Below are 14,593 nucleotides of genomic sequence, written 5' to 3'. Positions count from 1 at the left end.
TACCGTTTAGCACTACGTCATAGCGCCCGCACAAGCTGCGCGTATACATTTCAATTACAAATTTAACAATTAGTTAAATGGTAATGGAGTATACGATGGTTGATGTTCTGGTGATTGGCGGTGGCAATGCTGCCTTATGCGCTGCCCTTACCGCCCGGGAGCAAGGCGCTTCCGTTTTACTACTCGAAGCGGCTCCCCGGGAATGGCGTGGGGGAAATTCCCAACACACGCGTAATCTGCGCTGTATGCATAATGCGCCGCAGGATGTGCTGGTGGAAAGCTATCCGGAAGAGGAGTTCTGGCAAGACCTGCAGCGCGTAACTGAAGGAAATACCAACGAAGCCCTGGCGCGTCTGGTGATCCGTACCTCATCACAGTGTCGCGACTGGATGCGCCAGCACGGCGTCAATTTTCAGCCCCCACTCTCTGGCGCTCTACACGTGGCGCGAACCAACGCTTTTTTTATGGGGGGCGGTAAAGCTCTCGTGAATGCCTATTATCGCAGCGCAGAAAAGCTGGGCGTGCAAATCCGCTATAACACACCGGTGCAGGCGCTTGAACTGCACAACGGCGAGTTCGTGGCGGCGCTGGCAGGCAAAGAGCGTATCACAGCGAAATCCTGCGTGCTTGCTGCTGGCGGATTCGAATCTAACCGGGAGTGGTTGCGCGAAGCCTGGGGGGAAAATGCCCGCGGCGAGTGGCCTGCGGATAACTTTCTGATTCGCGGCACGCGTTTTAATCAGGGCGTACTGCTCAAATTTATGATGGATGCTGGCGCAGACATTATCGGCGATCCCTCCCAGTCACACTGTGTGGCAATTGATGCCAGAGCGCCATTATATGACGGCGGGATTTGCACCCGCGTGGACTGCGTTTCGCTCGGTATTGTGGTGAACCGGGACGCTGAGCGTTTTTATGATGAAGGTGAAGATTTCTGGCCCAAACGCTACGCCATCTGGGGACGTCTGGTCGCTCAACAGCCAGGACAGATTGGCTACTCCATCATCGACAGTAAAGCTATCGGACACTTCATGCCTCCGGTCTTTCCTGGCACGCAGGCCAATACGCTGGCTGAACTGGCCTTTCAGTTAGGACTGGATGCCGAACGCTTTACCCACACCGTGACCGAGTACAACAACGCCTGCCAGCCAGGTCAGTTCGACCATACCGTTCTGGATAACTGCGCCACTAAAGATTTGCTACCCGAGAAAACGCATTGGGCGCGACCGCTGGATCAACCGCCTTACTACGGCTACGCCCTGCGGCCAGGAATCACCTTCACTTATCTTGGGTTAAAAGTGAACGAACGCGCCGCTGTGCATTTTGCAGGGCTTCCAAGCCGTAACCTGTTCGTCGCCGGAGAGATGATGGCGGGCAACGTGCTGGGCAAGGGTTACACCGCAGGCGTGGGGATGTCGATCGGCACGACCTTTGGCCGCATTGCCGGAAAAGAAGCCGCGCTGGCCGCACGTAAGGAGACACGTCATGAAGCAGCTTGAGAAACTGATCATCGAAGCGCAAATTATCACCGAACCGGAAGCGGAAGTTGAACGCGTGATGCAGGTGTGTAACGCCTGCCGCTATTGCGAAGGCTTTTGCGCCGTGTTCCCGGCCATGACTCTGCGTCTGGAATTCGGTAAAGCGGATATCAATTATCTGGCAAATTTGTGCCATAACTGCGGCGCTTGCCTGCACGCGTGTCAGTATGCCCCGCCTCATGAATTTGCCATCAACGTGCCGAAGGCGATGGCGGAAGTCCGGCTCGAAACCTATCAGCATTACGCGCAGCCCGCCGCTTTTGGAGCGCTATATCGTCGCGCAGGCGTAACCGTGACGCTGGCGCTGGTATTCGGTCTGATCCTGTTTTTACTCCTCGCTATAGGTTTGAAAGGTTCACTATTCCATCCTCCGCTGGCCGGGGATTTCTATCAAATTTTCCCGCATAACCTGCTGGCCTGGATGTTTGGTTCGGTCTTTGTTCTGGCGATCGGTTTGCTGATGGCAGGCGTGATCCGCTTCTGGCGCGAGATTTCTCCGGGCATGCCGCGTTCCGCCGAGATTGCTGAAGCCTCACACAATGTGCTGACGCTGAAGTATCTCGATGGAGGCCATGGCAAAGGTTGTAACGAAGCGGATGATGCTTTCACCCTGATGCGTCGCCGTTTCCACCACTTCACCTTCTACGGTTTTCTGCTCTGCTTTGCCGCCACCGTGGTGGCAACAGGCTATCACTACTTTGCCGGCATAGAAGCACCCTACCCGTTCTTCAGCGTTCCGGTCATGCTGGGCACGTTGGGTGGCATTGGCCTGGTTGTCGGCCCGGCTGGCTTGCTATGGCTTAATCTCAGGCGCTCACCGCTACACGGCGACGCCCGGCAAAAACCGATGGATCGCGGTTTTATTTTGCTGCTGCTGCTGACCAGTCTGACCGGTCTGGCGCTGCTGGCAGGAAGAGATACCTCATGGATGGCTATTTTACTGGTCATTCATCTCGGCGTGGTCATGGCGCTTTTTCTGACCATTCCTTACGGAAAATTTGCCCACGGATTTTACCGCTGCGCAGCCTTACTCAAGTGGGCGATTGAGAAACGGCGCGGCAAACAGGCGGGAGTCTCAGGCGACTAACCCGCAAACTCTTACCTCTATAAATATTATGATAAGACAGTGGAGCAAACCCAATGACACAACAACCATCGCGCACCGGAACTTTCGGCGCAATACTGCGGGTAACCAGCGGTAATTTTCTCGAACAGTTCGACTTTTTTCTGTTCGGGTTTTACGCCACCTATATCGCAAAGACTTTCTTCCCCGCGGAGAGTGAGTTTGCCGGGCTCATGTTGACCTTTGCGGTTTTCGGTTCGGGTTTTTTAATGCGGCCGGTTGGCGCAATCGTGCTGGGTGCTTATATCGACAGAATTGGTCGCCGCAAAGGACTGATGGTGACGCTGGCGATCATGGGCTGTGGGACCCTGCTGATTGCCCTGGTTCCCGGTTATCAAAGTATTGGCCTGCTGGCTCCTGTGCTGGTATTAGTCGGTCGATTATTGCAGGGCTTCTCTGCGGGCGTAGAGTTGGGCGGCGTTTCGGTTTATCTTTCTGAAATCGCCACGCCTGGCAATAAAGGTTTCTACACCAGCTGGCAGTCCGCCAGCCAACAGGTTGCCATTGTGGTGGCAGCGCTGATTGGCTTCGGCCTGAATGCCACGCTGGGGCACGATGAAATCTCTGAATGGGGCTGGCGCATTCCGTTCTTTATTGGTTGTATGATTATTCCGTTGATCTTCGTCCTGCGCCGCTCGCTTCAGGAAACGGACGCATTTTTACAACGTACACACCGTCCCGACACCAGGGAAATTTTCACCACTATCATCAAAAACTGGCGTCTGATCTCAGCGGGTACGCTGCTGGTGGCGATGACCACAACGACGTTTTACTTTATTACCGTCTATACCCCGACCTATGGCAGGGCTGTACTCCATCTGAGCGCTCGCGACAGCCTGGTTGTCACCATGCTGGTCGGTATTTCTAACTTTATCTGGCTGCCGATTGGCGGAGCGATTTCTGACCGAATTGGTCGCCGCCCGGTGTTGATGGGAATTACCGTACTCGCTCTGATCACCACCTGGCCGGTCATGCACTGGCTCACCGCCGCGCCAGATTTTATGCGCATGACGTTGGTCCTGCTTTGGTTCTCGTTCTTTTTTGGTATGTACAATGGGGCAATGGTCGCGGCACTCACCGAGGTGATGCCTGTCTATGTCCGTACGGTGGGTTTTTCACTGGCCTTCAGTCTGGCTACGGCGATTTTTGGCGGTCTGACACCCGTCATATCCACGGCACTGGTTCAGCTAACCGGAGATAAAAGCTCACCGGGATGGTGGCTGATGTGCGCGGCACTTTGCGGACTCGCCGCCACGGCAATGCTGTTTGTCCGGCTGAGTCGGGGTTATCAACCAGTGGAAAATAAGCTCTGAAATGCAAACGGGCGGAAAATTCTCCGCCCGTTGTCTTTTTCATTTTTTGAATTACTGTGCGGCATTCTTGCTGCGAATTTCCTGCCAGACCTTATCACAATCAGCATTAACGGACTGACCGTTACCCGTGCGCGTGGCCTGAATACACTGCTGATAATCCAGCACACGTACGCTTTCTTCATTGGCAAACTGCTGGTGCTGTTTTTCTTTCTTCAGTACATTCAACACGCTTTGGCAGGCTTCTATTTTTTCCGGCGATCCTTGAGCGGTATTAATACACGCGCTGTAGGCTTCTTTCAGACGGCTGTCCTCTTTCGGCGCAGGAGATTGCGCACACGCCACCAGCCCTGATGCCATAACGGCAATGAGTATCAGTTTTTTCATAGCACTTTCCTCAACGAAGCGGCAGGCCCCTGGCCTGCCGCTGTTGGCATTAGAAGATGGTGAACGGAGCAATAACGATGAACTTCACGTCGCGCTCATCCTGGAACATGTTGCCGTAGCCACCGCCCCAGCTCGGAATGTCTGAATGGTTGTCGTACTGAGTGAAGTGCAGCTTAAACATGGTGCCCTTCGCACGACCATCCTGCAGGGTGTAGACCGCATCCAGGCTGTAAGAAGATTCTTCGATAGTCCGGTTTTTGTCGTAGTACGCATCCGGGTTAAGCTGCCAGGTTGATGGCTTAGCATCCCATGCGTAAACGTAGGACGCGCCTACCGCCCAGCCCGGCAGATTCCAGTTCTTCAGGTCATACATTGCGCCGAAGAAGACCGCCTTTTCACCGTTGGCGTTGAAGTCAGAACGGTTATCCCACCAGACATCCAGACGACCGTTTGAAGAGGCATAGGTTGGGGTCATACGCTGCAGGAAGTAACCCTGCTGGCCGTCCGCTTTAACCCAAGTCCCTTCCAGACGAAGGTCAACGACTTCTGCCACTTTGTAGCCAAAGGTCAACGCCTGCAACCAGGCTGTGCCATCATAAATATCGTTCACGGTACGATCATCAACCTTGTCGCGTGCACCGTAGAACTGGTAGCTGGTGGTAAATGGGTTACCGCCTAAATCGAATTTGTAGCTGGCTTTTGCGAAGTACTGATCGACGTAACCTTCAGACTGACCAAATGCCGCTTCCAGCAACAGGTTATTTTTGAAGTCATATTTCGCGCCAATTGAGTGCAGGTAATCAACGCTGGTCTTTTTATCAGCCTGATAGAATTTATCGACTTCGGTGTGCCACGGTGCTTTATATTCGTTAGCCCACATATAGGAGAAGCTCAGCGCGCCAGCATCACCATAGTCGAAGTTGGCACCAGCTTCAGCACCCTGATAGGTACCTGGCATAAAACTCCAGTGCGGTGCCAGCAGAGTCTGCCCGGTTGGTTGAATGTAACCGGCACGCGCCCAGGTTGGGCCGTATTTAAATTTAGCTGCTGCTTTATAAAGGCTAATCCCGCTCTTATCGCCGGAATAATCCTCGTCATAGCCTTTATTTTTGGAAGAGAATGCGATTTCGTTTGGATGGCCGCTTTCGCTACTTTCGTTCATTTCAATAGCGGTAAATGCTGCGATATCAATACCAAACATATCGGCCGCATAACCGGACTGGAAGTCGAGGTTAGCGTTCCAGGTGGAGTGAGAAAGGTTGGTTTTGTATTTGTCATGATCGGTCACATCTTTACGGTCACGCTCACGCTGCCAGTAATAGATGCCGCCGGTTAAGGTTGAGTCATCAATAAATCCTTCGGCGTGTACCTGGGGAGCAACAACAAAACCCGACATTGCTGTGATACCGGCGATAGCCAGCGCCAGCGTACTACGTTTGCCACTAAACGTACGCATATGTTAATCCTCTTTGACGTATAAAATGCTGCCGACAAAAGCGGACAGCGAAAAAACAAAAAATAAAAAAGTAGCGCTAAGAAAACCTCAGTGACTACAATGAATAGACTATTTTTCGCGACGCGAATTATCAATCTCTTTCTGTAACGAGTATGTAATAGTATGAGCAACCGCACATATTTGATTGCTTTCTGTTACATTTTCATCGGAAGATAAAAAAGCGTTGAAAAAATTAAAAAATCGCTTGTTTTCCATGGAGATGAAATCGGTTTCAGCCCATTTCACATTGAGATAAGTTATTTAAACGTAAAAACATTCGCCCAGCCCATTATTACGGACATGTAATTAATTCGCTCCGCAAACGGAGCCTGGAACACGTTTTTTTTGCGAAAAAAAACGCCGCATGAAGCGGCGTTTAGAGAGGATGTGTTGCGGCTTATTCGCCCGCTTTAGCCCACGTGTCACGTAGACCAACGGTACGGTTAAACACCAGCTTGTCAGCCGTTGCATAACGACTGTCCAGGCAGAAGTAACCTTCACGCTCAAACTGGAACGCTTTACCTGCAACCGCTGCCTTCAGCGACGGCTCACCGTAACCCTGCTTAATGACCAGCGATTCCGGGTTAATAACGGACAGGAAGTCTTCCGCCGCGCCTGGATTTGGCACGCTAAACAGACGATCATACAAGCGGATTTCAATCGGCAGCGCATGGGACGCGCTCACCCAGTGAATAACGCCTTTGACTTTACGGCCATCGGCCGGATCTTTGCTCAGGGTGTCGGCATCGTATGTGCAGAAAATGGTGGTGATATTTCCTTCCGCATCTTTCTCAACACGTTCGGCTTTGATCACATAAGCATTACGCAGGCGTACTTCTTTGCCCATCACCAGACGCTTGTACTGCTTGTTCGCTTCTTCACGGAAGTCTGCGCGATCGATCCAAATTTCACCGCTAAATGGCACTTCGCGGCTGCCCATTTCCGGTTTGTTCGGATGGTTAGGCATGGTGACCAATTCGCTTTCGCCCTGCGGATAGTTTTCGATAACCAGTTTAACCGGATCGATAACCGCCATCGCGCGCGGGGCGTTTTCGTTCAGATCTTCGCGGATACAGGATTCCAGAGAAGCGATCTCAATGGTGTTGTCTTGCTTGGTCACGCCAATGCGTTTGCAGAACTCACGGATCGCGGCAGCGGTGTAACCGCGACGACGCAGGCCAGAAATCGTCGGCATACGCGGATCGTCCCAGCCTTCAACGTGCTTGTCGGTCACCAGCAGGTTCAGCTTGCGCTTGGACATCACGGTATATTCCAGATTCAGGCGCGAGAATTCGTACTGACGCGGATGAACCGGAATGGTGATGTTGTCCAGAACCCAGTCGTACAGACGACGGTTATCCTGGAACTCCAGCGTACACAGGGAATGCGTAATGCCTTCCAGCGCATCGCTGATGCAGTGGGTAAAGTCGTACATCGGGTAGATGCACCACTTGTTGCCGGTCTGGTGGTGTTCGGCGAACTTAATACGGTACAGCACCGGATCGCGCATCACGATAAACGGCGACGCCATGTCGATTTTCGCACGCAGGCAGGCTTTACCTTCTTCAAAACCACCGGCACGCATTTTTTCGAACAGCGCCAGGTTCTCTTCGACGCTACGATCGCGGTACGGGCTATTTTTGCCAGGCTGAGTCAGCGTGCCGCGGTATTCACGGATTTCGTCCGCTGACAGTTCGTCAACGTACGCCAGGCCTTTATTAATAAGCTCTACCGCATAGGCGTGAAGCTGATCGAAGTAATCCGAAGAGTAGCGAATGTCGCCAGTCCAGTGGAAACCTAACCATTCAACGTCGTTTTTAATCGACTCAACGTACTCGATATCTTCTTTAACCGGGTTCGTATCATCAAAACGCAGGTTGCACTGGCCCTGGTAATCTTGCGCAATGCCAAAGTTCAGACAAATGGATTTCGCGTGGCCAATGTGCAGATAGCCATTTGGCTCCGGCGGAAAACGGGTATGGATAGTGGTGTGCTTACCACTGGCCAGATCTTCATCGATGATCTGACGAATAAAGTTACTCGGGCGGGCTTCAGCCTCACTCATCGTGGATTCCTCAAAGCGTAAACAACGTATAACGGAGTATGATCTTATAAGCGACGTCAGGAGACAACTATTAGTTGCACAAAAAAGGTGTTTCAACAGGATATATGAGGGCATTTGCTGCAAAAAAAAGCGGCGGAGGAATATCCCCCGCCGCTTAAGGCACTTAACTCACTTTACTCAGGAGCAGTTATTTACCTTTAATCTCATACAGTGGTGTTTGACCGGCAACCACATGACCTTCGGCTTTAATAACCAGAGCGCCGAAATCATCGCTGTTGCTGCACACAACCGGGCTTATCATGGAACGTGCGTTAGCGTTCAGGAACTCCAGATCCATTTCCAGAATCGGTTGGCCTGCCGTAACTTCAGCACCTTCTTCAACCAGACGCTTAAAGCCTTTGCCTTCCAGCGCTACGGTATCGATGCCCATATGGACCACGATTTCCACGCCTTTAACAGTTTCCAGGCAGAACGCATGGTTAGTGTTGAAGATTTTCACGATGGTGCCCGCAGCCGGAGCAACCACGATTTTATCCGTTGGTTTCACTGCCACGCCGTCGCCTACTGCTTTGCTGGCGAAGGCTTCATCAGGAACCTGTTCCAGCGCAACTACGTCACCAGTAATCGGAGAAACCAGCGCTTCAACGGTGACTGCATTCGCTACAGCCTGCGGTTTTGCTACTGGGGCCGCTGCTGCTGGCGCACTTTCACCAGATGCTGCTGCCACCGGACCACGCGCGACAACTTTCTTCATTTCGTCGCCGATGGATTCGGCTTTCGCACCCACGATGACCTGGATAGTTTGCTTGTTCAGCTTAACTACTCCAGATGCACCTAAACGCTTACACATCGCATCGTTTACGCGACCGGAGTCGGCAACGGTCAGACGCAGACGAGTGATACAGGCATCAATCGCTTTCAGGTTATCAGTACCGCCAACCGCTGCAATGTAGTTGGTTGCCAGTTGAGCCAAACCTTCTTCAGTGTTGCTGTTGGCTTCTTCAGTAACGATATCGTCTTCTTTATCTTCGCGGCCCGGCGTTTTCAGGTTAAACATACGAATAACCGCGCTGAACAGCACAAAGTAGATAACGAAGAACACCAGACCCATCACCACCAGCATCCAGACGTTCTTACTTGCTGCTGGCAGGTTGTACATCAACACGTAGTCGATAGCACCTGCGGAGAAGGAGAAGCCTGCGTGGATCCCCAGCAGTGTTGCAACGAACAGGCTGATACCCGTTAACAGTGCGTGCAGGAGGTACAGCAGTGGAGCCAGGAACATGAACAGGAATTCCAGCGGCTCGGTAACACCGGTCAGGAACGCGGTGATCGCAACGGACAGCAGCATACCGCCAACCATCGGACGACGAGCTTTCGGAGCCGCGAAGTACATCGCCAGCGCCGCACCCGGCAGACCAAACATCATGATCGGGAAGAAGCCAGACATGAACATACCCGCAGTACCGTCACCCGCGTAGAAGCGGTTGATGTCACCGTGGAATACGGTACCTGCAGCGTTAGTAAATTCGCCAATCTGGAACCAGGCGATGGTGTTCAGCACCTGATGCAGACCGGTTGGGATCAGCAGACGGTTGATGAAACCAAAGATACCGGAACCCAGCGCGCCAGCGCCCACGATCCACTCACCACCTGCATGGATGGCGTTCTGCACCGGCGGCCACACGTAGCCAAAGATAGCAGCCAGCACCAGACAGAAGAAGCCAGTGGCGATCGGCACGAAGCGTTTGCCGCCAAAGAAGCTCAGGAAGTCAGGCAGTTTGATACCAGACCAGCGGTTATACACGGCACCGCCGACCAGACCGGTGATGATACCAGCCAGCACGCCCATATTGATTGCAGGGTTAATGGTAACCATTGCTTTGGTCAATATGAAATAACCGACCGCACCTGCCAGCGCTGCCGCACCTGCGCTGTCTTTTGACCAGCTGGAAGCAACGCCGATCGCAAAAATTAACGCGAGGTTATCAAAGATGGCCCCACCCGCTTGCGCGATGAAGGGTACGTTAAGTAAATCTGGTTGGCCGAATCGCAGCAGCAGTGCCGCGACTGGCAGCACAGCGATGGGGAGCTGTAACGCCCTACCCAGCCGCTGGAAAAAACCTAAAATATTCATTTTATTCCCCCTACGAGACCCCGATTAGGCTTCTTTGAAGCCATATTTTTATTGTGCGACCATTCCTGACAGCAAGATTCTGGAACAACGATATTAACCATTCATCTACATTCAGAGTGTGTGAAAAATTAATTCGTATCGCAAATTAAACGCGTGTTTTTTGTGATTCCAGTCACCAAATATCGTTATTAACCCTCCCTTTCACTGGCTAACTACGAAAACTTATTTTATCATTCAAAAAATCGAAACGGATTGTTCCTTACCGATGCAAAACCAGGTTACGCTTATTACTGCACAGAGACTCAATCCGCCAATTGCTTACATTTACTTTTGAGGTGAAGAATGAGACTGATCCCCCTGAATACCGCTGAACAAGTCGGCAAATGGGCTGCTCGCCATATCGTTAACCGTATTAACGCGTTCAAACCAACGGCAGATCGTCCGTTCGTTCTGGGCCTGCCGACTGGCGGTACTCCGCTGACAGCTTATAAAGCATTGGTTGAAATGCACAAAGCGGGCCAGGTGAGCTTCAAGCATGTTGTTACTTTCAACATGGACGAATATGTTGGCCTGCCGAAAGAGCATCCGGAAAGCTACCACAGCTTTATGCACCGCAATTTCTTTGATCACGTTGATATTCCAGCAGAAAATATCAACCTCCTCAATGGTAACGCGCCGGATATTGATGCAGAATGCCGTCAGTATGAAGAAAAAATCCGTTCTTACGGTAAAATCCACCTGTTTATGGGCGGTGTAGGCAACGATGGTCACATCGCGTTCAACGAACCAGCTTCCTCTTTGGCTTCCCGTACCCGCATCAAAACGCTGACTCACGACACACGTGTTGCTAACTCACGCTTCTTTGACGGCGACGTAAGCCAGGTGCCTAAATATGCGCTGACCGTTGGCGTGGGTACCCTGCTGGATGCTGAAGAAGTGATGATCCTGGTTCTGGGCCACCAGAAAGCACAGGCGCTGCAAGCCGCCGTTGAAGGCAACGTTAACCACATGTGGACCATCAGCTGCCTGCAGTTGCATCCAAAAGCCGTTGTGGTCTGCGATGAGCCTTCCACCATGGAACTGAAAGTGAAGACGCTGAAATACTTCAACGAGTTAGAAGCGGAAAATATTAAAGGTCTGTAATTGATGTCTCCGCCCTGTCGATAAGTTGCAGGGCGGCATTTTTTTGAAATCGGGGGTCGGAATGTATGCTTTAACCCAGGGCCGGATCTTTACCGGTCACGAAATTCTTGATGACCATGCGATTGTTGTCGCCAATGGCCTGATCGACAGCGTTTGCCCACTGGCTGAATTACCGTCAGGGATTGAACAGCGCTCACTGAATGGGGCCATTGTTTCCCCCGGTTTTATTGATGTACAGCTGAACGGCTGCGGCGGTGTGCAGTTTAATGATACGGCAGAAGCCGTGACCGTTGAAACGCTGGAAATCATGCAGAAAGCCAATGAAAAATCTGGCTGCACCAACTATCTGCCAACGCTTATCACCACCAGCGATGACCTGATGAAACAGGGTGTTCGCGTGATGCGTGAATACCTGGCGAAACACCCGAATCAGGCATTAGGTCTTCATCTTGAAGGCCCGTGGCTGAACCTGGTGAAAAAAGGTACCCATAATCCGGGATTTGTCCGTCAGCCGGACGCTGCACTGGTTGATTTCCTGTGCGATAATGCAGATGTGATCACCAAAGTCACACTGGCACCAGAAATGGTCCCGGTAGAGGTCATCACCAAACTGGTGAATGCGGGTATCGTGGTTTCTGCGGGTCACTCCAATGCAACGGTAAAAGAAGCAAAAATTGGCTTCCGCGCAGGCATCACCTTTGCGACACATCTGTTCAACGCGATGCCGTACATTACCGGCCGTGAGCCCGGTCTGGCGGGCGCTATTTTGGATGAAGCCGATATCTACTGCGGTATCATCGCCGATGGCCTGCATGTTGACTACGTTAACATCCGTAATGCTAAGCGCCTGAAAGGCGACAAGCTGTGCCTGGTCACTGACGCGACTGCGCCGGCAGGTGCAAACATTGAACAGTTCATTTTCGCTGGTAAAACAATATACTACCGCAATGGACTGTGTGTTGATGAGAACGGCACGTTGAGCGGTTCATCATTAACCATGATTGAAGGCGTACGCAATCTGGTCGAGCATGCAAATATCGCCCTCGACGAAGTCTTACGCATGGCAACGCTCTACCCTGCTCGCGCCATTGGCGTCGACAAACAACTCGGCAGCATCGCGCCAGGCAAAGTAGCCAACCTGACTGCGTTCACGCACGACTTTAAAATCATCAAGACCATCGTTAATGGCAACGAGGTCGTTACTGAGTAAGAGAAAGAATGACACCAGGCGGACAAGCTCAAATAGGTAATGTTGATCTCGTAAAACAGCTTAACAGCGCGGCGGTTTATCGCCTGATTGACCAGCATGGGCCAATCTCGCGAATTCAAATTGCCGAGCAAAGCCAGCTTGCCCCCGCCAGCGTAACCAAAATTACGCGTCAGTTGATCGAACGCGGGCTGATCAAAGAAGTCGATCAGCAGGCCTCCACCGGGGGCCGCCGCGCTATCTCTATCGTCACAGAAACCCGCAATTTCCACGCCATCGGCGTACGCCTGGGTCGCCACGACACAACGCTCACGCTCTATGATATGAGCAGTAAAGTGGTTGCTGAAGAGCATTACCCTCTCCCGGAGCGCACCCAGGAAACGCTGGAATATGCTCTGCTCAACACCATTGCCATCTTTATTGAGAACTGCCAGCGGAAAATCCGTGAGCTGATCGCAATTTCTGTCATCTTGCCAGGCCTTGTCGATCCTGAAAGCGGCGTCATCCGCTATATGCCACACATTCAGGTCGAAAACTGGGGACTGGTCGAAGCGCTCGAAAAACGCTTCAACGTCACCTGCTTTGTTGGTCATGATATTCGCAGCCTTGCGCTGGCTGAGCACTATTTCGGGGCAAGCCAGGATTGCGAAGACTCCATTTTGGTGCGAGTGCACCGCGGAACCGGCGCGGGTATCATCTCCAATGGCCGAATTTTCATCGGTCGCAATGGCAACGTCGGCGAGATTGGTCATATTCAGGTAGAGCCGCTGGGTGAGCGCTGTCACTGCGGTAACTTCGGCTGTCTGGAAACCATTGCCGCCAATGCCTCTATCGAACACCGCGTGCAGAACTTATTGAAACAGGGTTATCCAAGCCGGCTCACGCTGGATGATTGCAGCATCAAAGCTATCTGTAAGGCGGCAAATAAAGGCGATAACCTGGCAGCAGAAGTCATTGAGCACGTTGGTCGCCACCTGGGTAAAACCATCGCCATCGCCATCAACCTGTTTAACCCACAAAAAATCGTCATTGCGGGCGAAATTACCGAGGCTGATAAAGTGCTGCTGCCTGCAATAGAAAGCTGTATCAACACGCAGGCGTTGAAAGCGTTTCGCCACAATTTACCGGTGGTTCGTTCCACGCTGGATCACCGCTCTGCCATTGGCGCCTTTGCGTTGGTGAAGCGTGCGATGCTCAACGGTACACTGCTGCAACGTTTGCTGGAAAACTAATACACGTCATCCTTCGAGCTGCCTCTGCGTTAGCTGCATCTGCTCACCCCGGTCACTTACTTCAGTAAGCTCCAGGGGTTCGCAGACTTGCCGCCTTGATGCAACTCGAATGATGTAGTGTATTTTGTGTATAGTAATGCCTTCTTTTTTTAATGTCGGATTGTCCATGGCCATTAAGAATGTAATTTGTGATATCGACGGCGTGCTGATGCACGACAATGTTGCCGTACCAGGTGCGGCAGAATTTCTGACTGGGATCCTGGAAAAAGGCCTGCCGTTAGTCTTGCTGACTAACTACCCTTCGCAGACCGGGCAAGATCTGGCAAACCGCTTCGCCACCGCGGGTGTGAATGTCCCTGATAGCGTCTTTTATACTTCCGCGATGGCTACCGCTGATTTTCTTCGTCGCCAGGAAGGAAAAAAGGCCTATGTGGTGGGTGAAGGCGCGTTAATTCACGAACTGTACAAAGCTGGATTTACCATTACCGACGTGAACCCCGATTTTGTGATTGTTGGCGAGACACGTTCCTATAACTGGGACATGATGCATAAAGCAGCATATTTTGTCGCCAACGGCGCGCGTTTTATCGCCACTAACCCGGATACCCACGGTCGCGGCTTTTATCCCGCCTGTGGAGCACTCTGTGCCGGTATTGAGAAGATCTCAGGTCGTAAACCGTTTTATGTCGGCAAACCCAGCCCGTGGATTATTCGCGCGGCTCTCAACAAAATGCAGGCGCACTCGGAAGAAACCGTTATCGTTGGCGACAACCTGCGTACCGATATTCTGGCTGGTTTTCAGGCGGGTCTGGAAACTATCCTGGTACTGTCTGGCGTATCCAAGCTTGATGATATTGACAACATGCCGTTCAGACCAAGCTGGATTTACCCATCCGTTGCTGAAATAGACGTCATTTAATCTCTTTAGCCGGATAACAACATCTGTAAGTTATCCG

The 14,593-nt window shown here is 51.9% G+C and carries 11 protein-coding genes; 7 read left to right on the top strand and 4 right to left on the bottom strand.

Annotation, left to right across the window (positions count from 1 at the left end; genetic code table 11):
• Window positions 1–95 precede the first annotated feature (95 nt).
• From tcuA to OGY72_RS03030, 3 genes are read left to right on the top strand one after another with little or no spacing between them, the layout of a single operon-like run.
• On the top strand, window positions 96–1,499 hold the full coding sequence (gene tcuA, locus OGY72_RS03040; protein WP_286546748.1) for an FAD-dependent tricarballylate dehydrogenase TcuA: 1,404 nt from the start codon (window positions 96–98) through the stop codon (window positions 1,497–1,499).
• Window positions 1,486–2,625 (top strand): tricarballylate utilization 4Fe-4S protein TcuB, encoded by a 1,140-nt coding sequence (gene tcuB / locus OGY72_RS03035; protein ID WP_286546746.1) that lies wholly within the window; start codon window positions 1,486–1,488, stop codon window positions 2,623–2,625. Before tcuA ends, tcuB begins: the two co-directional genes overlap by 14 nt.
• Window positions 2,626–2,678: 53 nt before the next feature.
• A complete protein-coding gene (locus OGY72_RS03030; RefSeq protein ID WP_286546745.1) occupies window positions 2,679–3,974 on the top strand; it encodes an MFS transporter in 1,296 nt (431 codons plus the stop codon).
• Window positions 3,975–4,025: 51 nt separating this feature from the next.
• Here the strand turns inward: OGY72_RS03030 and OGY72_RS03025 are convergent, their stop codons facing one another.
• The 4 genes from OGY72_RS03025 to nagE form a co-directional block, all read right to left on the bottom strand.
• Complete coding sequence (locus tag OGY72_RS03025) at window positions 4,026–4,358, bottom strand: ChiQ/YbfN family lipoprotein (protein ID WP_063940703.1); 333 nt, start codon at window positions 4,356–4,358, stop codon at window positions 4,026–4,028.
• A 49-nt stretch (window positions 4,359–4,407) separates the two neighbouring features.
• A complete protein-coding gene (gene chiP / locus OGY72_RS03020; protein WP_003831346.1) occupies window positions 4,408–5,814 on the bottom strand; it encodes a chitoporin ChiP in 1,407 nt (468 codons plus the stop codon).
• 436 nt (window positions 5,815–6,250) lie between these two features.
• A complete protein-coding gene (gene glnS, locus OGY72_RS03015) occupies window positions 6,251–7,918 on the bottom strand; it encodes a glutamine--tRNA ligase (protein ID WP_048226099.1) in 1,668 nt (555 codons plus the stop codon).
• A 187-nt stretch (window positions 7,919–8,105) separates the two neighbouring features.
• Window positions 8,106–10,055: a PTS N-acetyl glucosamine transporter subunit IIABC gene (gene nagE / locus OGY72_RS03010; protein WP_286546741.1), complete on the bottom strand. Its 1,950-nt coding sequence runs from the start codon at window positions 10,053–10,055 to the stop codon at window positions 8,106–8,108.
• A 342-nt stretch (window positions 10,056–10,397) separates the two neighbouring features.
• Here nagE and nagB point away from each other — a divergent pair, with 342 nt between their 5' ends.
• From nagB to nagD, 4 genes are all read left to right on the top strand, one after another.
• Entirely contained in the window at window positions 10,398–11,198 is an 801-nt protein-coding gene (gene nagB / locus OGY72_RS03005; protein WP_003022803.1) for a glucosamine-6-phosphate deaminase, read from the top strand.
• Window positions 11,199–11,259: 61 nt separating this feature from the next.
• Window positions 11,260–12,408, top strand: a complete 1,149-nt coding sequence (nagA, locus tag OGY72_RS03000) for an N-acetylglucosamine-6-phosphate deacetylase (protein WP_003831339.1) — start codon at window positions 11,260–11,262, stop codon at window positions 12,406–12,408.
• 8 nt (window positions 12,409–12,416) lie between these two features.
• Window positions 12,417–13,637 (top strand): DNA-binding transcriptional regulator NagC, encoded by a 1,221-nt coding sequence (nagC, locus tag OGY72_RS02995; RefSeq protein WP_126955851.1) that lies wholly within the window; start codon window positions 12,417–12,419, stop codon window positions 13,635–13,637.
• A gap of 166 nt (window positions 13,638–13,803) precedes the next feature.
• Window positions 13,804–14,556, top strand: coding sequence for a ribonucleotide monophosphatase NagD (nagD, locus tag OGY72_RS02990; protein ID WP_003022792.1), 753 nt, complete (start codon window positions 13,804–13,806; stop codon window positions 14,554–14,556).
• Window positions 14,557–14,593: the final 37 nt, after the last annotated feature.

It is taken from the genome of Citrobacter sp. Cpo221 (assembly GCF_030332345.1).
Lineage (GTDB): Bacteria > Pseudomonadota > Gammaproteobacteria > Enterobacterales > Enterobacteriaceae > Citrobacter > Citrobacter portucalensis.
The sequence above is the reverse complement of the archived record's forward strand: the minus strand, read 5'-3'. Positions and strand labels throughout refer to the sequence as shown.